The 19,506-nt window shown below is 62.4% G+C and carries 14 protein-coding genes; 1 reads left to right on the top strand and 13 read right to left on the bottom strand.

The window, feature by feature from the left end; all coding sequences use genetic code 11:
• The first annotated feature begins 50 nt into the window (after positions 1 to 50).
• Positions 51 to 1,265, top strand: a complete 1,215-nt coding sequence (locus tag ABIE20_RS12960) for an MFS transporter (RefSeq protein ID WP_429505428.1) — start codon at positions 51 to 53, stop codon at positions 1,263 to 1,265.
• Here ABIE20_RS12960 and ABIE20_RS12955 read toward each other — a convergent pair.
• The 13 genes from ABIE20_RS12955 to tssA form a co-directional block, all read right to left on the bottom strand.
• A complete protein-coding gene (locus ABIE20_RS12955) occupies positions 1,236 to 2,390 on the bottom strand; it encodes a lysozyme inhibitor LprI family protein (protein WP_429505427.1) in 1,155 nt (384 codons plus the stop codon). The two genes, ABIE20_RS12960 and ABIE20_RS12955, sit on opposite strands and share 30 nt — an antisense overlap.
• A 98-nt stretch (positions 2,391 to 2,488) precedes the next feature.
• The gene (locus ABIE20_RS12950; protein ID WP_429505426.1) at positions 2,489 to 2,824 is read right to left on the bottom strand and encodes a hypothetical protein; all 336 of its coding nucleotides are present in this window, start codon (positions 2,822 to 2,824) and stop codon (positions 2,489 to 2,491) included.
• Between the two features lie 2 nt (positions 2,825 to 2,826).
• Positions 2,827 to 7,122 (bottom strand): RHS repeat-associated core domain-containing protein, encoded by a 4,296-nt coding sequence (locus ABIE20_RS12945; protein ID WP_429505425.1) that lies wholly within the window; start codon positions 7,120 to 7,122, stop codon positions 2,827 to 2,829.
• Positions 7,123 to 7,134: 12 nt separating this feature from the next.
• Complete coding sequence (locus tag ABIE20_RS12940; protein ID WP_429505424.1) at positions 7,135 to 7,569, bottom strand: DcrB-related protein; 435 nt, start codon at positions 7,567 to 7,569, stop codon at positions 7,135 to 7,137.
• A gap of 15 nt (positions 7,570 to 7,584) precedes the next feature.
• Positions 7,585 to 9,528, bottom strand: coding sequence for a type VI secretion system tip protein VgrG (locus ABIE20_RS12935; protein ID WP_429505423.1), 1,944 nt, complete (start codon positions 9,526 to 9,528; stop codon positions 7,585 to 7,587).
• 23 nt (positions 9,529 to 9,551) lie between these two features.
• Positions 9,552 to 12,230 (bottom strand): type VI secretion system ATPase TssH, encoded by a 2,679-nt coding sequence (gene tssH / locus ABIE20_RS12930; RefSeq protein ID WP_429505422.1) that lies wholly within the window; start codon positions 12,228 to 12,230, stop codon positions 9,552 to 9,554.
• Positions 12,223 to 13,275, bottom strand: a complete 1,053-nt coding sequence (tssG, locus tag ABIE20_RS12925) for a type VI secretion system baseplate subunit TssG (protein ID WP_429505421.1) — start codon at positions 13,273 to 13,275, stop codon at positions 12,223 to 12,225. Before tssG ends, tssH begins: the two co-directional genes overlap by 8 nt.
• Positions 13,239 to 15,098, bottom strand: coding sequence for a type VI secretion system baseplate subunit TssF (tssF, locus tag ABIE20_RS12920; protein ID WP_429505420.1), 1,860 nt, complete (start codon positions 15,096 to 15,098; stop codon positions 13,239 to 13,241). The genes tssG and tssF overlap by 37 nt, the downstream gene beginning before the upstream one ends.
• On the bottom strand, positions 15,095 to 15,610 hold the full coding sequence (gene tssE, locus ABIE20_RS12915; RefSeq protein ID WP_429505419.1) for a type VI secretion system baseplate subunit TssE: 516 nt from the start codon (positions 15,608 to 15,610) through the stop codon (positions 15,095 to 15,097). The genes tssF and tssE overlap by 4 nt, the downstream gene beginning before the upstream one ends.
• Positions 15,611 to 15,716: 106 nt before the next feature.
• Positions 15,717 to 16,205 (bottom strand): Hcp family type VI secretion system effector, encoded by a 489-nt coding sequence (locus ABIE20_RS12910; RefSeq protein WP_115084879.1) that lies wholly within the window; start codon positions 16,203 to 16,205, stop codon positions 15,717 to 15,719.
• A gap of 81 nt (positions 16,206 to 16,286) precedes the next feature.
• Positions 16,287 to 17,780, bottom strand: coding sequence for a type VI secretion system contractile sheath large subunit (tssC, locus tag ABIE20_RS12905; RefSeq protein WP_010221276.1), 1,494 nt, complete (start codon positions 17,778 to 17,780; stop codon positions 16,287 to 16,289).
• Between the two features lie 15 nt (positions 17,781 to 17,795).
• On the bottom strand, positions 17,796 to 18,311 hold the full coding sequence (tssB, locus tag ABIE20_RS12900; RefSeq protein WP_429505418.1) for a type VI secretion system contractile sheath small subunit: 516 nt from the start codon (positions 18,309 to 18,311) through the stop codon (positions 17,796 to 17,798).
• Positions 18,312 to 18,406: 95 nt separating this feature from the next.
• Entirely contained in the window at positions 18,407 to 19,438 is a 1,032-nt protein-coding gene (gene tssA, locus ABIE20_RS12895; protein ID WP_429505417.1) for a type VI secretion system protein TssA, read from the bottom strand.
• Positions 19,439 to 19,506 lie beyond the last annotated feature (68 nt).

Raw genomic sequence — 19,506 nt, 5'->3', positions numbered from 1 at the left:
AGCAGGGCCATGCTACAAGGCAGCTCAACTTCGCCGAGTGACGTCTGAGCATGCCCGCCATCCGTACCGAACAAGCTGCCCCAGGCTTTGGCCTGCTGTGCCTGGCCAGCTACCTGCTGTCGTTGTCCTATGGCTCGACCTTCCTGTTGTCGCTGTTGGTCAGCAGCCGTGGCGGCAACGAGCAGGATGCCGGGCAGATCATTTCAGTTGCCATGCTTAGCACCGTCGTCGCCGTACTTGGCAGTGGCCATCTGGCTGACCGCTTGGGTTCGGCACGAGCCATCGCCCTGTCGGCGCTGAGCCTGGTGGCGGCTTGCCTGGGCTTCGCCCTGGTGCCTGGCACCGGCGCGGGGTTGATGCTCTGCGGCCTGATGCTGGGCTTGGGTTGGGGGGCTTTTTACACCTTGGGCCCGATCCTGGTGGCCGAGCGGGTCGAAGCCCAGCGGCGTACCCACTGCTTCGCATTACTCTCGGGCAGCATGATGAGCGGCATCGGTTCCGGGCCGCTGGCGGGCAAGCTGGCAACGCTGTTGCAACTGCCGGTGCAGACGGCGTTCTACACCGCCGCTGCCGCCGCAGTGGTGGGCCTGCTGATCTTCAACCATCTGGCCCGCCAGCCACGGCACGCCACTCAGCCGGTTGGTATCAGCCGCCGCGCTGGCGCAACCGTACTGGCTTCGCCCGCACGCTGGCCGATTCTCATGGTTGGCCTGGGCGGCGCGATCTTCGGTGGACTGGGCAGCTTCCAGACCTCTTATGCCGCCGGGCGCGGCCTGGACTATTCGCTGTTCTTCATCGGCTTCATGAGTGCAGCCATCAGTTGCCGTTTGCTGATCGCCGGTTGGGTGGTCAAGCGTGATGCCTACCGTGCCTCGTGCCTGCTCTCGGGCTTTATCGTGCTCGCCGTGCTGGCGCTGGGCTGGTGGGTACAGGGCAACCTTGGCTATCTGCTGGCCGCAGCGCTGCTGGGGGTTGGATACGGCCTGAACTATTCGGTGATCAACGGCCTGGCCGCCAACCAGGCACCGCCCGGGCATACCCCGCAGGCCTTGCTGCTGTTCAGCCTGGCGTATTTTCTCGGGGTGTTCGGCCTTCCCTGGCTGGCCGGGCAACTGATCGTCAGCGGCGGCACCGAGGCGATGATGCTGTGCCTGCTGCTGGTAGCTTTGCTCAACTGGGCGGTCAGCCTTGGCCGCCTGCTCGGGCGCAGGCGCGCCCGTAGTGTTGCGCAGGCGTTACTGGTCCGGGGCGATGGCAAACATTAACTGGTCGGCTTCCAGGTAAACGATCGCCTCGCGGCCGATGACATCCACCGGGCGGGCGGCAACTGCTTCGTGCTCGGGGACAATCTTCTCCAGGCGCTTGGTCACCAGGTCAACCCGCCAGATGCAGGCGAAGCCGCCGTTGTTGTCGAAGTACAAGACCGGCCGGGTCGGGCTCCAGGTCGGGTTGACCAGGCTCCAGCCGCCAGCATCCTTGTCCATCACCCGGTCGTAGGGGTTGCTGTCGCCGGTAAGGTGCGGGTAGTAGATCAGCAGGCCGGAGTTGTCGTGGTTGAGGTCGCCGCTGATCTGCGCCTTGGCAAAGCGCTTGCTGTTGGACTCGGCCGCATACAGTTGCGTTGAAGGCTGCGGCGTGGCCTTGGAACCCAGTGTGTAGGCCATGCTTTGCTGGGCTTCACCGGTCATCTTCTGCCGGTAGTAGAACACCCCGTCAATGATCCCGGCATAGCGCCGACCCTGATCGTTGGCGGTGATACTGTTCCAGCCATCAAAGCGTACATTGCGCGCGAACGCGTGCAGGCCAGGGCGAGCGTCGGAGTATTCGTAGAGCGTGCCTACCGGGCGGCTGTCATAGATATTGCCGGGGTTGCTGCCTTCGTCATCCTGCTTTTGGGCAACGAACAGCACCACGTTGAGCACGCCATCGAGGGTGGCAACGTCCACCAGATAGACAAAACTGTCCTCGCTCATGTCGGCAACGGTGGCCAGGGGAAAGCGCTGCCACGGCTCATCCTCGACCTGGGTATAACGCTGATCGCGGGGCAGGGGCTGCAGGCTCTTGGGATCTACCTGGGAAAGTGCCGGCACCGGGGTCAGCAGCTTGATCTGCTGGTCGTAGGCGACTTCCAGGCAGGCGGCGGTCTCACAGCGGTTACGCACCTCGCGCAGCCAGAAGTTCTCCAGCTCGCGGAAGATCTTGCGGTCCTTGAGCGGCTTGTAGCGTTCGTTGAGCGTGTCGTCCTTGGCCGACAGCGACGGTGTGGTGCAGATCGCGGTTTCCAGCAGGGTGCTGGCCTTGCTGCAGTCAAAGCCTGCGGCAAGGGTTGCGGGGCTGTGCAGGCAGGCAGCGAACAGGGCAGCAGGAAGCAAGCGCGCGGCGGCTTTCATCGGACATCCATGTGAGTTTGAGCAGGGTGGCGATGATACGTCAGCAAGGGCCATTGCGGAATCTGCCGCAGTAATGTGCTCCGTCTGGCTGCCGGGGTTCATTGGCCGTTGAGTTGTGCGCTCAGGTAGCAATGCAGTTGCTCTGCAATGATCTCTGCGTGTGCAGATTTGACGATCAGGTTAAAAAAATAATATTGCTCGAACAGATGCTCGATATCGATCTGAGGCACAAGGTAGAACGCAACATAACTTGTGTAGATCGCTTTCACTGCTTCGGAAATTTCTTCGAGATCCCCGGCCAGATTGGTGATGTCGTAGAAAACATTCTTGTACGTTTCATTGATGTCACTGATCTCTATGTAGGGCGCCTGCTGCCGCTCGCACTGTTCCCAGTGGCGCTTCTGATTTTTGCTGTTTCGATGGGTGTAGTTCATCTTCAGTCCTTTATCTTGAAGTCAGTGACGTGGGTCATTTTCCCTTTAGGATCGAGCTTGGCCATGTAGTGGACGTTGACCCCGTTTACTTTACGCTCCATTTTTGACCAGCCCTTGCCTTTGAAGTGAGGGTCTCCGATCTGGTCGGGCTTGATGATTTCTATGCCGTTTTCCGGATGTTTCTTCACATGATCCAGAGCGAACTCTTCGTTGCGGTTCCTGGGTCTGGTGCGCCCCGTTGATTTGCTTTTTACCCGTCGGGGTTTTCGGAAGCTGCATTTCTTCTTCCAACCCAGCGGGTCGACCCAGCCGATCGGATTCGGTGCGTATTGATAAAGGTTGATGCCCCCCAGCAGGCCGATGGGATCGGGTGTGGTGAAGCGTCCGATATCAGGATCATAGAAGCGAAACGTGTTGTAGTGCAGCCCGCTTTCCCGATCCAGATACTGCCCTTGGAACCTGAGATTCTGCTCTTCGAGGTAGTAACCTTCGCGGGTTTCCTGCAGGGTGTTGCCCCATACCAGATAGCGCGCCTGCCAGAGAACGTCACCCTTGAATTCGGTCAATTGTTCTGGCAAGCCGTTAAGGTCGTTGTGGTAGTAGCGCACGTGTTGTTGTGCGCCAGCGCCGTCGACCCGGGCCAGAGGCTCATGGCTGTCCTGATCATAGAGATAGAGACTGGTTCGGCCATGCTGCTGTTCCAGCAAAAGACGCAGTCCATCCCAGGTAAAGCGGGTCTTTTCCAGCAGATTGCCAGCGTCGTCGTACTGGCTTTTTTCGATGCGTCGGCCCAACGGGTCATAGCGCATGTTCAGCACCCGTTCTCGGCCGCCGATATGGCTACGGACCTGGATCAAGCGGTGTTCTGCGTCGTAGCTGAACTGTTGCACGCCGTGGCGGCTGCTACGTTTTTCAACCATCCGACCAAAGGCGTCGTAGCGATACCGTTTGTCTTGGTAAGAAAGCAAACGATTATGGCGGACAGGGCCCTTTCCGAGCTCTGAAGCATCAAGCAGATTAGCCGCGGCATCGTAGGCAAAGACTTCGCTCTGGCCCTGACCTGCGTCCTGGCTGGCCATGATGCGAGCGCTGGCATCGTAATGCAGCAGTTGCTGGTGCTGACCCGCAAGATCCTGATTGAAACGACCGATCAAATTGTCGGCAGGGTCGAAGTCAAAGCGTTGTTGAACGGGCGCTGGTAGCTGTGGCGGCTGCTGCAGTGAACGACGCAGCCGGGAGCGCAGGCGGCCGCTACGGTCGTACTCGCTGCGGGTGCAGAGCTGTCCCTGGGAGCGAAGCACTTCTCGATGCATGCGGTCGCGCTCAAAGTCACAGATTACCTGGCCATCGAGATTGAGCTGGTGCAGATGGCCACTGCCATAGTAAAGACGATTTAGCCAGCGGCCGTCGCCCAGTCGGGTCTGGGTCAAGTTGCCGAGTTCATCGTAGTGGTGCTGCAGTAAGCCGGCCTGACTGTAGTCCTCAACAAGCTGTCCGAGTTCGTCATAGCCGAACTCCAATTGTTCGCTGTTGCCGCTGGTATCGGTGAAACAGATGGCGATCAGGTGATCAAGAGGGTCGTAGCTGTACTCGGTTACTCCATCATCAGTGCGTTTTTGGGTCACCCGGCCGGCTGCATCCAGTTGGTATTGGTGACAGATCGGTTTGAGTTTCGGCTCGTTGTCATCGGGCGCCGAGACATACGTCAAAGCAGTAACGTTGTTCAGCGCATCATAGTGATAACAGCGGGTGCTTGAATCCAGATACTGCTGCTGGATCAAGCGATCTCCTTGATCCCAGGCGAAGCGATAACTTTCACCATTTTCGTTGGTCAGCGTGTGCAAACGGCCGTAGGCGTCGTAGCCGTACTGAACTTTACGCCCGTGTGGATCGATGCGCAGGTGCACCTGACCGCGACGGGTATAGAGGAACTGGGTGGTGTGCCCGGCCGGGTCGGTATGGGTACTGAGCTGACCGTTGTAGTGATACTGGTAAAGGTCGCTGCGCCCATCCGGCAACCGTCGCAGTTGCAAGCGGCCTCGTGCGTCGTATTCATACTCGGTGCGTTCGCCGAGGGCGTCGGTGACAGATTGTAGATGGCCCCGACGGTCATAGTTCATACGGGTGGGATAGCCCGAACAGTCGACCTGCTCACTGAGCAGGCCGTAATCATTCCAGCGTAACTGTTGGCGCTTGCCTGTAGCGTCGATCACCTCTACCACTTGGCCTCGTTCGTCGTACCGATAGCGAGTTATGTTGCCTTGTGGGTCGGTTTCACTGCTGCAGTTGCCGCGCTGATCGTAGCGATAGCTTCGCCGGTTGCCTGCGTAGTCGGTCTCTACTCGGGGTAAAGACCAATGCTCCAGCCATAGGGTTGACTCGCTGCGCCCGAGCGGGTCGATGCTTTCGCACAGGTTGCCGGACTCATCGTAGAGGTATTTCCATTGCCCACCTTGCGGGTCGGTGGCAGCGAGCAACTGGCGCTCGTCGTTCCACTCGAAGCACCAGGTGTGGCCGAGGGCGTCGGTGTATTGGGTGATTTGGTACTGCGGGTTCCAGTGGCGGCTGCTGACCCGATGCAGGCTGTCGGTGATCCGGGTGATGCCGGCCTCTATGTCGTAGTCGAAACGATACTCGTCGCCATCATCGGTCCAGTGTCGAGCGACGCGCCAGTCGTCGGCAGCGCGAGTCCATTCGTAGAAGCAGCGCAGGCCGCTGGGCAACTGGTGCTCGACCATGCGTCGACCCTGGTCGTAGCTGAAGCTGCGTTGCAACTGGCCATTGGCGTCGCGCACCTGGGCCAGGTCGCCGTTGTCGTCATAACCATAACTGACCAACAGTTCGGTTGCGCCGTCGCTATACAGCCGCTCGAGATGACTGATCCGCCCAGGCCATTGAGTGCTGTAATGCAGTTGTACCTGGATCAAGTCGAAGGTATCGCGCAGCCCGGTCAAACGACCACTGGCGTCGTAATCAAGATAGATGCGGTTATCGTTGCGGTCACCCAATTGCGCCAGGCGCAGGTGCAGCGGGTCGTTCGGAGTCGGCTGGAACAGGCGATACAACCCGTCGGTACGTTCGATCAGCAGTTCACCGTTGTGCTCGCGGCGTACACTCAGGCCTTCACCCGCGCTGAAGACGGCATCGCCCCGGGGTATGTGGCCCATGTCGATAATACGCGCCTGATCGTCGGTAAACAGCACTCGCTCGCCGCCTTGCGGGTGTAGTTCGATCCTGACAGATACCTCGTAATCGACGCTCCAGCCCGCACCGAAAAGGCCATCGTGTCGGGTGTCCCGGCTGCTGTAGAAGCGCTGCCACTCCAGCGGGATCAAGCCGGGCAAGCTGAAGTCCAGATCATCGTCGTCAGCAAGAACCTTTGCCCCTGTGGGGCTATGGACCGGATGCGCAGAGCCGGCTACAGCGGATGTCAACGCACCTGCTACCTGCTCGGTCAGGTAGGTAGCGACGCCGCCGATTACCATACAGCCCAATTCGCTGTAGAACTTGCCGCCACGCCCGCGCAGCAGCATCAAGGCGGTAATCGCCAGGCCGATGCCCGGGGTCTTGCCGCTGCGAATCTCGCGGACCACGATCGAGCCGCCGCCGATGCGCACGTTACTGGAGATCAGCCCGGCATCGACGATCACCGCCTCGCAGGTACTGCGATCGCCGCTGCGACAGGCCGGATGGCCGTTGATGGTGACCTTGCTCGAGCCTTCGGCCAGGTACTGCGGCGGCATCGGCGGGTGCTTGCTGCAGAGGATCTTGTCGTCGTCGGCAGGCTCGGTGTTCGGCGCGGGGCTGGCGACCGTGGGCCGCCACATCTGCGAGAAAAAGCCTTTGGCCATGTCGAGGAAGCTTTCTTCTTCCTCTTCGGCGGGTGGCTGGGCGGCATCACTGCCGGCGGGCGCCATGGCGGCAACGATCACACCTGCGGCGCGAGCGGCCGGCTTGCCATTGGTGTGGGTGTTCTTTGAGCCGGTGAGGATGTTGGCCTGCACCGAGGGCGGGAACAAAAAATTGCCGATGCCCTCGCATAAACTGCTTAAACCCTTGTCGGCCCCGGTCTTGCTCATGGCCACGCCGACCACGATACCGACCACCGCGCCGAGCACGAAGCAGCCCAGACCGCCGGTAGCCACGGTAAGCCCCAGCGCCGCGGTCACCGCCGCAGTGGCCAGCACGCCGATGGCGACGTTGGCGGCGACTTCCAGCACACCGCTGACGATGTCAGCCATCATCGAGGTGTGCATCAGCGCATCGCCCTGGCGGGCGGCCCACAGGGCGTCAGACATGCAAGGTGCTCATCAGGCCAGGGTGTCGAAGTTCAGTGATTGCTTGATCGCCGCCCAGTGCGCAGCCTCGGCATCACCCAGCGGCTGGGCCTTGACGTAACTCAGGGCGAACATCTTGCGCGTGCCTGGCAGTACCAGGGCAAGCTGGTACTGGTAGACCTTTTCGTTGCCCTTGCTGAACTGGCTGCGCAGTTCGATACCGTCCACCGACTGCTCGGCACCCAGGCGCACGGCCTGGCCAGGCTGGAAGCGCAGGTCCTTGACCTGTTGTTGCAGGCGCTCAAGCTGGCCGTCGAAGTTGCTTTGCAGGGTTTCGCCGTCGGCCAGCAAGCTGCGGCTGACGATCAAGGAGGTGCCGAGCTTGGCAAAGCGCAGGATGTTGATGCTGGTGTCCTGCACTTCGGCATCGGGCAGGGCGAACTGGAATTCGTTGAGGCGATAAGTCATGACGCGCAAATCTCTTTATTGGCTGGCTTTGGGCTTGGGGAAGATCGCTTCCACGGCACCATCGATGGTGCCTTTGACGCCTTGCCCGTCCGCAGTGGCGCCGGGAGCGCCGCCGATGTTCAGGTCAAGGGTGCCGCCGGTGTTGAACTGGGCATTGCCTTCGGCGTTGAAGTTGAACTGCACGCCAGTGAGGTTGATCTGGCCGCTGGCATTGAGCTCGAGCACGCTCTTGCCGCACACCAGGCGCAGGTTTTCGCCGACCTCGATCAGGTAGCTGCGGCTGATGCTGTCGGTCTTGGTCGAGCCCACCAGCAAAATGTCATCGCGCTTGACCGCGCGAATGCGGTCTTCGCCGATGGTCGCCACTTCGCTGAAGTCCACCACCTTGTTGCGGTTGTGGCCTACCCAGTGGCTCTCATCGTTCTCGACTTCGATGTCCTGGTTGCGCTCGGCGTGGATGTACAGCTGCTCGGCGCCCTTCTTGTCCTCCATGCGGATTTCGTTGAAGTTCGCCGGCGTGCCGCCTTTGCTCGAACGGCTTTTCATCCCGCTCTGGGTCGCATTGGCCGGCAGGTCGTAGGGCACCGTCTGCTCGGCGTTGTACACCCGGCCGGTGATGATCGGCCGGTCGGGATCGCCTTCAAGAAAGCTGACGATCACTTCCTGACCGATCCGCGGGATCTGCATCGAGCCCCAGTTCTTGCCGGCCCAGGCTTGAGACACGCGGATCCAGCACGAGCTGTTCTCGTTTGACTGGTCATGGCGGTCCCAGTAGAAGTGCACCTTGACCCGGCCATACTGGTCGGTCCAGATCTCTTCACCGGCCGGGCCAACCACGATGGCAGTCTGCGGCCCCTTGACCTGCGGGCGCAGGGTGCTGGCCAGGGGCCGGAAGCTCTGCTGCGCATCGATGCAGCTGAGGTTGCTTTCGAACTGTGCATTGCCGCCACCGGCACCGGTTTCCAGGCGCTCCTGGACGATGTAGTAGCGGGCACCGACGATCAGGTATTCGCGGTTCTGGTCCTGGCGGCTGAAGCCGCTCATGCTGAACAGGTTGCCCGCTGCCAGGCCGCGGGCATTGCCGCGCAGTTCGATGCGCTCGTGCAGGCTTTGCAGCGCTTCGATACGGGTACGGGCGTAATGCTCGCCGTCCTCACTCTGCACATAGGTGCCGGGGTAGTCGTACAGTGGGTAATCGCCGGCGGTGTGCGGGCGTGGCATTTGCGAGCGTACGTCGATGCGCGCGCTGGGGCGCTGGAAGTCGTAATCGTTGAGCTCCAGCGAGCCGGACTGCACCTCCTGGGCCAGGTGCCAATCGTTGAGGTGGTCACGCTCACGGTGCTGGCCATCAGGCGGAAAGTACGGCACCGACTCGTAGCCCGGCACCACCTGGTGGGCGCCATAGGCATCGGCCAGCACCAGCACGTGGCGATCCTTCTCATGGCGGAAGTAGTAGTAGATACCTTCCTGTTCCATCAGGCGGCTGACGAAGTCGAAGCTGGTCTCGCGGTACTGCACGCAATACTCCCACTCACGGTAGGGGCGGCTGAGGCTGTCTTCGAAGTCGGAAAAACCCAGGTCGCGAAACACCTGCTTGATGATCTGCGGGATGGTCTGGTTCTGGAAGATACGGCAATCGGAGGTCTTGCTCAGCAGCCACAGCCACGGCCGCAGCGTCACCCGGTAACTGGCGAACTGGCCGCGGTCGATGGTCTGGCTGCAGCGCGAAACGATGCCGTGAAAATACCGCGAGCGGCCCAGGTCCAGTTGCAGGCTGAGGCTCATGGGTTTGCCCAGCAACTGGTTGAGGTCGATGGACGAGTTGTCCGAGGTCAGCTGCAACTCGTAGTCGAACAGCCGCCCCAGCTCTTCGCCGCCGCCCATTTCCGCCAGGATCAGTGCATCCGGGCCCAGCGGGCTGTTGATCTGCGCCAGTCGGGTGAATTGCTTGAATAGCATCGCTTATCTCGTCAAACGCGCCATCACGGCGCGTCGCTGAAGTGGTAGTGCAGGTCGTTGTCGCGGCGGCTGATGCGCACCCCGGCCAGGGCTTTGCCCTCGAGCATGCGGGTGAGGAACTCGCGGCTCATGTCCGGCAACAGGCTGTTGGTCAGGATCGCGTCGATCATCCGCCCACCGCTCTCAGTCTCGCTGCAGCGCGAAACGATCAAGTCGACCACTTCGTCGTCGTAGTCGAAGGCCACCTTGTGGGTGCCCTGCACGCGCTTGCGGATGCGTTCGAGCTGCAGGCGGGTGATGGCCTTGAGCATCTCGTCGCTTAGCGGGTAGTAGGGGATGGTCACCAAACGGCCGAGCAGCGCCGGCGGGAAGATTTCCAGCAACGGCTGGCGCAGGGCGGTGGCGATGGCCTCGGGTTCGGGGATGTTCTGCGGATCCTTGCACACCCGGGAAATCAGCTCGGTACCGGCGTTGGTGGTGAGCAGGATCAGGGTGTTCTTGAAGTCGATCACCCGGCCTTCGCCGTCTTCCATCACGCCCTTGTCGAACACCTGGAAGAAGATTTCGTGCACGTCCGGGTGGGCTTTTTCCACCTCGTCGAGCAGCACCACGCTGTAGGGCTTGCGCCGCACCGCTTCGGTCAGCACGCCACCTTCGCCATAGCCGACATAGCCGGGCGGAGCGCCCTTGAGGGTCGAGACGGTATGGGCTTCCTGGAACTCGCTCATGTTGATGGTGATGACGTTCTGCTCACCGCCGTACATGGCTTCGGCCAGGGCCAGGGCGGTTTCGGTCTTGCCCACCCCGGAGGTGCCGGCGAGCATGAACACGCCGATCGGTTTGTTGGGGTTGTCGAGGCCGGCGCGGGAGGTCTGGATGCGCTTGGCGATCATCTGCAGGGCATGGTCCTGGCCAATGATGCGCTTGGCCAGGTGCTGGTCGAGCTTGAGCACGGTTTCGAGTTCGTTGCGGGCCATGCGTCCGACCGGGATGCCGGTCCAGTCGGCAACCACCGAGGCCACCGCCTGATAGTCGACGGTTGGCAGGATCAGCGGGGTTTCACCTTGCAGGGCACTCAGGCGCTGCTGCAGGTCGATGAGTTTTTCGCGCAGCTCATGGCTTTGTTCGCTGCCGGTGTCGCGGTCGACTACTCCGACGTTCTCGCGCAGCTGCGCGCGGGTGGCCAGCAGCTCGTAGACCAGGGCCTTCTCTTCGGCCCAGCGGCTTTCCAGTTCGGCCAGGCGCTCGCGCTCGGTGGCCAGTAAGGTTTCGGACTGTTGCTGGCGGTTGCCGATGGCGATACCGATGGCGTGCTCGCGAGCGATGATCTGCAACTCGGTTTCCAGAGCCTCGATGCGACGACGGCTGTCGTCGACCTCGGCCGGCACCGCGTGCAGGCTGATGGCGACGCGGGCGCAGGCGGTGTCGAGCAGACTGACGGATTTGTCTGGCAGTTGCCGCGCCGGAATATAGCGATGGGAGAGTTTGACCGAGGCTTCCAGGGCTTCATCGAGGATCTGCACCTGATGGTGCTGCTCCATGGTCGAAGCCACACCGCGCATCATCAGCAGCGCCTTGTCTTCGCTTGGCTCGGCGACTTGTACTACCTGAAAACGCCGGGTCAGGGCAGGGTCTTTCTCGATGTGCTTCTTGTACTCGGCCCAGGTAGTGGCAGCCACGGTACGCAGGCTGCCACGGGCCAGGGCGGGCTTGAGCAGGTTTGCGGCGTCGCCGGTTCCGGCAGCGCCACCGGCACCGACCAGGGTGTGGGCTTCGTCGATGAACAGGATGATCGGTTTGGGCGAGGCCTGAACGTCCTCGATGACCTGGCGCAGGCGCTGTTCGAACTCGCCTTTCATGCTCGCCCCGGCTTGCAGCAAGCCGACATCCAGGCTGCGCAGTTCGACGTCCTTGAGCGATGGCGGAACATCGCCAGCAACGATGCGCAGGGCAAAGCCTTCAACCACCGCCGTTTTGCCCACCCCGGCTTCACCGGTGAGGATCGGGTTGTTCTGCCGGCGGCGCATGAGGATGTCCACCAGTTGGCGAATCTCTTCGTCGCGGCCAACGATCGGGTCGAGCTTGCCGCTGCGCGCCTGTTCGGTGAGGTCGACGGTAAAGCGCTTGAGCGCTTCCTGCTTGCCCAGGGCGCTGGGGGCCATGGCGCCGCTGGCTTCGCCCGGCACGGCGCCGGCGTTGAAACCGTCGCTGGCGCTCAGGGCGTTTTCCGGCGAGTCGCCGACGTACTCGTCGAAGCGCTCGCTGAGGGCCTCGACCTTGATCTTGGCAAACTCCGACGACAGGCCGAGCAAGGCGTTGCGCAGGCTTGGGGTCTTGAGGATGCCGAGCACCAGGTAGCCGGTGCGCACCTGGCTTTCGCCGAACATCAGGCTGCCATATACCCAGCCACGTTCGACGGCTTCTTCGACGTGGGATGACAGGTCGGTGATCGAGGTCGAGCCGCGCGGCAGGCGGTCCAGGGCATCGGTCAGCTCACGTGCAAGACGCGCCGGCTCAAGGTTGAACTGGCGGATGATGCGATGCAGGTCCGAGTCCTGCAGTTGCAGCAACTGATGAAACCAGTGGGCCAGTTCCACATAGGGGTTGCCCCGCAATTTGCAGAACACCGTGGCGGCCTCGATGGCCTTGTAAGCGACGCTGTTGAGTTTGCCGAACAGCGCGGCGCGGCTGATTTCACCCATGTTCCGGACTCCTTGTGGATTGCGATGCGCTCGCTTGCTCGGCGTAGTACCGAGCCAGTGTCAGGTCGCTGGCATCGTGTTGCGGGCGGCCCAGCCAGGTATCGAAACCCAGGCGTCGGCCAGTGTTGAGTTGCAGGGCGGGTATTTCGTCCTGCTGCAGAATCAGTTGCAGGTCCCAGTCCAGCTCGTGCCCCTGGTGCTCGGCGACCCAGGCCACCAGCTCGGCGAAGGCACTGCCATCGGGCAACAGCGACAGGTATTGCTCCAGGCTCAGCGGCCCCAGGCAGATGCGGAACTTGTGCTGTCGGTCCCAGACATGGCTGCCCAGGCACACATCCATGCCCAGCTGATTGGCGCTCGCACCCAGGCGGCTGCGCTCGGGAAGTTGCAGCCACTGGCCGACGTATTCCTCAATGCTTACCGGTACGCCGAAGTAGGCCCCGAGGATGCCGCGCAGGCCATCCGGGTAGCGGGTCTGGGCGGCGAGGTGGCCGCTGTAGTGCAGCTTGGCGGTGTCAGGCAACGGGCCCTGATCACGCAGCGCCGGGGTGCCGCGCCCGCTCAGGGCGGCCAGGCGTGCGGCCCAGTAGTCGTCATCGGGCCGGTCATGGCTGACGGTCGGCCGGGCTTCGGCCCAGGCCCGGTAGAACAGGCTCAGCAGACGGTGATGAAAGACATCGAGAAAGCGCTTGCTGGTGCTGTCGGCGTTGTTGCGCTGGCGCTCGCGCATGTACTCGGTCAGGTGTAGCGGCAAGGGACCATTGGGGCCGCCCAGGCCAAAGAAGAACTGCTCCAGGCGCGCCGGGCCCTGATCACTGGCAGGCGTCAGCGCCGCCAGGGTCGCCGGCGCAAACGCACAGTCGAGCTGCTGGCCAAGGCGCACCGGATCATCGGCCAGGCGTAGCGAATGGCCGAAGCGTGGCAGCTGCGGCGACTCGCATTGCAACCGGCGCAGGGCCTGGAAGAAATCGTAGTTCCAGGGTTCGGCCTGCATCTCGCTGAGGATGTTCACAGGGTCGGACGGCGTCCGGGCTTGGCTTTCCATCGCATGATCTCGCCGCGTTCGGTGGTACGGAGCACCGTTTCGGTAAAGCTGTTGATCGACACGTAACGTGCCAGGAAGCGCTCGAACACCGCACCGAGCAGGAACACACCGGTGCCGCGGAAGGCGTTTTCGTCGAACTCCAGGGTGATCTCCAGGCCACGGCCAAAGACGATCGGACCCGGCATTGGCAGGCGTCGCGTGCAGGCCTTGCTGCTGACCTCGCGCAGGCCGTCGATCTGCAACTGTAGGGCGGCGTCATGGCTGTCGCCGTACAGGCGCAGCAACTCGCGCAGGGCGGCGGCGCCCTGGCCCTGTTCGGTCAGCGACAGGTAGTTCAGCGACAGCTGGCTGATCAGGCGCCAGGCCTTGTTGTCATGGGCGTGGCTGGCCCGTGGCCGGCTTGGCCCGGCCAGGCAACGAATGGCGGCCACCGGCGCGCTGTCGGCGAGGGTGAAATCACTGCGGCCATCGCCGACATTCATGAACAGCGCCAGGTCGCGGTTGGTGCACAGGGCACTGACACCCAGTTGGCGCAGGTCGTGGCGGTAAGGCGCCTGCTGGCCATCGACCAGGCTGATGAAGGTTTCGCTGCCCATGTAGGTCGAGCGGGTGCCGTTGCGGCGCTGCTCGCTGGAGAGCATGCGCGGCTCGCGGCGAACGACGTAATAGGCCTGGTCCCGGCCGTAGCGTGAAGGGTCTCGAACCGCATAGAAGGGCAGGAAAGCCTGGTCGGGGCCGGTGCCGTGCCCGGTCACGCTGCTCAACGAGTGGATCTCGAAGTCCGTTGGCCGGGTGCGGTCGGCGATCACGTGGTGTTCGTTGACCCGGTCGCTCAAGTGGATGCGGTCGACCCGGCGCGGGAACAGGTTGATTGCCGGGGTGCAGAAGGGCACGAACTGTTCGCCGCCAACGCTGCCTTCCAGGGTCTGGTCGTAGCGCTCGAACAGCACGATCAGCTCCAGCTCCTGGCCATCGCAACGCTTTACCGCGCGATCCAGTTCGGCGAATTCGACGAACAGAAAACGCTGCGGCAGGGCGAAGTACTCCTGCAGCAGGCGGTAACCCTGGAACGCCTGCGGCACCACCGGCAGCGCCGCCTCGCGGTCATCGAAGCCGCAAGGACGCAGGGCCGAGGTGGGAATGCGCTCGATCCAGTCGCTGCCCGGCTGGCGCGCGAATACTGCGCAGGTGTTGCCCAGCAGTTGCTCGTAAAGCCTGAACGGCAACTCGTCGGCGCCGTTCAGGTACAGCGGCAGGCTGCTGAGGTCGAGGGCGTTGAACGGTAGCTCGGCGCCGGTACGCAAGGTAATGCGCAACCCGGCGCGGGCCTTCGGTTCGCTGGTGGCGAGGCGCCCGAGGCTGGCGGCGGGATTGCCGAAGTATTCGGCCTGGGTTACCTGCAGCGGCCACAGGGTGACCGGATGGGCACTGCGAAACTCGCAGGGCGTCTGCGAATCACGGCCGAGTGTGGCGCGCAGCACGCTGCCACGGGGCAGGGTGAAGCCGGCACTGAGCGAACCTTCGTCGGGATCGGCCTGCATCTGCACCACGGTCATCGAGGGTGTCGGCGCCAAATAGTGCGGGTAGGCGATTTCCAACAGATTGTGGGTGAAGGTCGGGTACTCGGCATCGAGCTTGAGTTGCACCCGGGCCGTCAGGTAGGCAAAACCCTCGAGCAGGCGTTCGACATAGGGGTCGGCACAGTCGATGCCGGACAGGGTCAGGCGCCCGGCGATCTTCGGGTATTCCCTGGAAAATTCTGCCGCGCTTTCGCGGATATGTTGCAGTTCCTGGTTGTACAGCTCGAGCAGGCGCGGGTTCATGGACGTCTCCGGCGCTCGGCGGGGGCCACCCGGACATGCCCGGATTCCAGGTCAAGGTCGGTGCGCAGCAGCAACGGCAATGCCGCCGGCTGGGCCCACAAGTCGCCTTCGATCTCGAAACTCAGGGCGTTGTTATTCATCTCCCCCGGTGCGACCTGGGCGCGCACCCGCAGGCTGCTGCGCAAGATGCGTGGTTCGAAGGTGGCGATGGCCTGGTAAATGATGCTCTCCAGTGCGCTGATATCAATGTTCGAGGCGCTGTTACCGGCCAGTGCCGGCAGGCCATAGTTGATCACCGAGGTGCCGGCCGGGGTGTTGAGGGTGGCGGCCGCATCGAGCAGTGAAGTGGTATTGAGCAGCCAGGTAAGATCGCGCAGTACTGAGGCCTTGAGCTGGTTCAGCGACAGCACGCGTTTATCGTTGGCTTCTTGCAGGTTGCCGGGCTCGTCGTCGGTCAGACGATCGAGCAGCGAAGGCTGCAGACGGTCACGTGCAGCGATTTCGGCTACCAAGGGGCGGCTCCGGTGGTGATATGCGTGAGTGCGTTATCCCTATCGCGGGGCAAGCCCGCTCCTACAGGGTGGGAGCGGGTTTGCCCCGCGAACAGGGCAAAACGCATCAGATCTTGACGTTCTGGCGCACGTTCCAGCCGTACTTGACTGGGCCGCCGTCTTTGGTGCCGTCAGCTTTCTGTGGCTGGTAATCGACCGTGACCTTACCGAAGTTCAGGGTGACGTTTTCGGTCAGGCGGTCATCGCCGCCCGAGCCGCCGGTGCTCAGCGAACTGATCAGCACTTCTTCGAGGTTGATGACCAGGTACTCGACCTGGCTCTCGCCACCGGCCTTGCGCACGGTCAGCTTTACCTTGTCAATGTGCTTGCCGCTGGAGCAATGCATCATCAGGTTAGGGCTGGATTTGTCGACGTACTTGGTCAGCGACAGGTCCTGGATGTTGACCTTGCCAGCGCCGCCGCCACCACCCATGTGCATGTTGCCGGACTGGGCCATGCCCCAGCTCCAGTTCAGCACATCGATTTCGTCCTTGTGGGCTTTGTCCATGGACTCGCCCTTGATGTCGCCGATCTTGATGAAAATATCAACTGCCATGTTGTCTCCAGAGTGTGGCGTCTACCACATTGTTTTTTCAGTGCACGCCCCGCAGTGCGGGGCGCTTTAGCGGGCCTGGGCTCAGGCGCCCTTGGCCGATGGCAACTTCGATACCAGGCGCAGCGACACGGTCAGCCCTTCGAGCTGGTAGTGCGGGCGCAGGTAGAAGCGCGAGTTGTAGTAGCCCGGGTTGCCTTCGACTTCTTCGACCACCACTTCGGCCGCCGCCAGCGGGTGCTGGGCCTTGGTGGTTTCGGTGGAATGGGCCGGATCACCATCGACGTAGTTGAGGATCCAGTCCTGCAGCCAGCGCTGCATTTCGTCCTTCTCTTTGAACGAGCCGATCTTGTCGCGCACGATGCACTTCAGGTAGTGGGCGAAGCGGCAGGTGGCGAACAGGTACGGCAGGCGCGCCGCCAGGTTGGCGTTGGCGGTGGCGTCCGGATCGTCGTATTCGGCAGGCTTTTGCAGCGACTGGGCGCCAATGAAGGCGGCAAAGTCGGTGTTTTTCTTGTGCAGCAGCGGCATGAAACCGTTTTTCGCCAGTTCCGCTTCACGGCGGTCGGAAATAGCGATTTCAGTCGGGCACTTCATGTCCACGCCACCGTCATCGGTGGGGAAGGTGTGCGCCGGCAGGTTCTGTACTTCGCCACCGGACTCGACGCCGCGAATCCGCGAGCACCAGCCGTAGTACTTGAACGAGCGGTTGATGTTCACTGCCATCGCGTAGGCGGCGTTGGCCCAGGTGTACTTGGCGCTGTCGGCGCCGTCGGTGTCTTCTTCGAAGGCGAAGGCTTCCACCGGGTCGGTCTTGGCGCCATACGGCAGGCGTGCCAGGAAGCGCGGCATGGTCAGGCCGATGTAGCGCGAGTCTTCCGATTCACGCAGCGAGCGCCAGCCAGCGTACTCGGGGGTGGTGAAGATCTTGGTCAGGTCGCGAGGGTTCGACAGCTCCTGCCACGAGCCCATGCCCATCACGGTCGGCGAGGCCGCAGCGATGAACGGCGAGTGCATGGCAGCACACACCTTGGACAGCTCGCCGAGCAGCTCGACGTCCGGTGGCGACTGGTCGAAGTAGTAGTCGCCGACCAGGCAGCCATACGGTTCGCCGCCGAACTGGCCGTATTCCTCTTCGTACATCTTCTTGAACAGCGGGCTCTGGTCCCAGGCCGTGCCCTTGAATTTCTTCAGGGTCTTGTGCAGGTCGGGCTTGGAGATGTTGAGCACGCGGATTTTCAGCTGCTCGTCGCTCTCGGTGTTGTTGACCAGGTAGTGCAGGCCCCGCCAGGCGCTTTCCAGCTTCTGGAACTCGGGGTGGTGGATCACCTGGTTGACCTGGGCGGTGAGCTTGGCGTCGATGGCGGCAATGATCGATTCGATCGACTTGATCGCGTCATTGGACACCAGGTCGGTTTGCGCCAGGGCCTGTTCGGCCAGGGTACGTACCGCGGTTTCGACGGCTTCGCGGGCGCGCTCGGTCTTGGGTTTGAATTCTTGCAGCAACAGCGAGGCGAACTCGCTGGCTTGCTCGGTGGCCGCTGGCTGGGCCTGGGTATCACGCATCGGATCGGTCATGAGGCTTTGTCCTGATTAAGCGTTCGGCTCGGAGTCCTGGGGCTTTGGCGCGCTGGCCAAGGCCTGGAGCAGGGCCGGATCCTTGATGGCTTTCATGATGATTTCTTCGGCGCCGGTCTTGCCGTCCATGTAGGTCAGCAGGTTGGCCAGCTGGGTCCGCGCTTCGAGCAACTGGTTCAGCGAATCGACCTTGCGCGCTACGGCGGCAGGGCTGAAGTCGTCCATGCTCTCGAAGGTGATATCCAGGCTCAGGTTGCCTTCGCCGGTCAGCTCGTTGGGTACATGGAACGCCACCCGTGGCTGCATGGCCTTGAGGCGCGAGTCGAAGTTGTCGACGTCGATTTCCAGGAACTTGCGGTCGGCGACCGGGGCCAGCGGCTCGGCAGGCTTGCCCGCGAGGTCGGCCATGACGCCCATGACGAATGGCAGCTGGACCTTCTTTTCGGCGCCGTAGAGTTCGACGTCATACTCGATCTGCACCCGCGGCGCGCGATTGCGCGCAATGAATTTCTGAGAACTGGGGTTCGCCACGTTGTTCCTCCTGGTCGCAGGTGCGACGGTATTGGCGTCATCGATCGTTGCCGGTAACGGTGTTGCGTAAGTGCGTTGGGTCTGGCCCGCAGGCCTCAGTCAGCCTCAGGTCCGCGCAGGGTTTCGAACTGCGACAGCCCGTCGGGGATCAAGTCGCGGACGATCGCGGCAAAATCGGCGTTGACCAGATTTTTCGCGCGGTTGAGCAGCACCGGCAACGGGCTCGAAGGCTCGTGGCGGGCGTAATAATTGAGAATTCGGTCAAGGTTGCGCAGCACTTCGTCGCGGCTGGCGATATCGGCCGAAGCGCGAGCGACGGCGGGCGCAGGGGCGGCCTCGGCAATCGGCGTCGAACTGTTGGCGGCGCTGCTGGTTTCGCCAGTGTCGTTGGCGGCTTGCTCGGCTACCGGTGCATGTTCGGCAAGAATCTGTGCAGCCTGGCGCAGCGGCTGCTTGAGCGCGCTCAGATCAACTCCGCTGGCCGATCCGACCTGCTCGTTGACGTACTGCTCGATTGCCTCGGCGGCCTCACGGGCTTGCTGTAGCGCCTCGCGGATGGCCTGCAGCTGCTCGCTATCGCTGTCGCGCAGGGCACCGCCGAGCTCGTCGGCGTTGAGCGTCTCGCTGGCAAAGTGCTGCAAACCGCTGGCGTGCAGGGCCGCGCGCAGGCTGACCGGGCCGAAGGCGCGGGAGCGGGTCAGCAGGCTTTCGCGCAGCAGGGCGATGTTGGTCTCGCAGACCAGACCGGCGAGGGCGTTGATGCGCACCGTCGGGTCGTTGTCGTCATCGGCGTCGAGCTGCGGATGTATCTGTGGCCAGTATTGGCGCAACAGCTCGTTGATCAGTTGCAGAGTGCTGGCCAGGCCGGGAATGCCGTGCAGGGCGAGGGCACTTTGCAACAGGAAATGAGTGACGCGAAGGTCTTTGCTGCGATGCAGCAGAGTGGTACATGACTGCTCGATCTGCCGCCATTGCGGAGGCTCGGCAGGCTGGATGGCATCCCCCATGACACGCTCGGGCTTGCCTTGGGCATCACGCTCCAATTGCAGGAAGTCCGGGTCGTATTCAAGGTCGTCGCCGCAAGGGAAGTTCTCCGAAACGGCAACGAGCAAATGCGCTGAGTTCACCAGATATCGATCTCCGTATCGTCCCGTGGTGGGGTGGCTAATGTGTGCTAGTTGGTTTTGTGACGTAG

The sequence above is a fragment of the Pseudomonas sp. 2835 genome (assembly GCF_050435905.1).
Classification (GTDB): Bacteria; Pseudomonadota; Gammaproteobacteria; order Pseudomonadales; family Pseudomonadaceae; genus Aquipseudomonas.
The sequence above is the reverse complement of the archived record's forward strand: the minus strand, read 5'-3'. Positions and strand labels throughout refer to the sequence as shown.

What these genes read in the sequence shown, in the direction of transcription:
- ABIE20_RS12960 (WP_429505428.1), top strand. Translation starts at nt 51, where the DNA reads ATGCCCGCCATCCGTACCGAACAAGCTGCCCCAGGCTTTGGCCTGCTG.
- ABIE20_RS12955 (WP_429505427.1), bottom strand. Translation starts at nt 2,390, where the DNA reads ATGAAAGCCGCCGCGCGCTTGCTTCCTGCTGCCCTGTTCGCTGCCTGC.
- ABIE20_RS12950 (WP_429505426.1), bottom strand. Translation starts at nt 2,824, where the DNA reads ATGAACTACACCCATCGAAACAGCAAAAATCAGAAGCGCCACTGGGAA.
- ABIE20_RS12945 (WP_429505425.1), bottom strand. Translation starts at nt 7,122, where the DNA reads ATGTCTGACGCCCTGTGGGCCGCCCGCCAGGGCGATGCGCTGATGCAC.
- ABIE20_RS12940 (WP_429505424.1), bottom strand. Translation starts at nt 7,569, where the DNA reads ATGACTTATCGCCTCAACGAATTCCAGTTCGCCCTGCCCGATGCCGAA.
- ABIE20_RS12935 (WP_429505423.1), bottom strand. Translation starts at nt 9,528, where the DNA reads ATGCTATTCAAGCAATTCACCCGACTGGCGCAGATCAACAGCCCGCTG.
- tssH (WP_429505422.1), bottom strand. Translation starts at nt 12,230, where the DNA reads ATGGGTGAAATCAGCCGCGCCGCGCTGTTCGGCAAACTCAACAGCGTC.
- tssG (WP_429505421.1), bottom strand. Translation starts at nt 13,275, where the DNA reads ATGGAAAGCCAAGCCCGGACGCCGTCCGACCCTGTGAACATCCTCAGC.
- tssF (WP_429505420.1), bottom strand. Translation starts at nt 15,098, where the DNA reads ATGAACCCGCGCCTGCTCGAGCTGTACAACCAGGAACTGCAACATATC.
- ABIE20_RS12910 (WP_115084879.1), bottom strand. Translation starts at nt 16,205, where the DNA reads ATGGCAGTTGATATTTTCATCAAGATCGGCGACATCAAGGGCGAGTCC.
- tssC (WP_010221276.1), bottom strand. Translation starts at nt 17,780, where the DNA reads ATGACCGATCCGATGCGTGATACCCAGGCCCAGCCAGCGGCCACCGAG.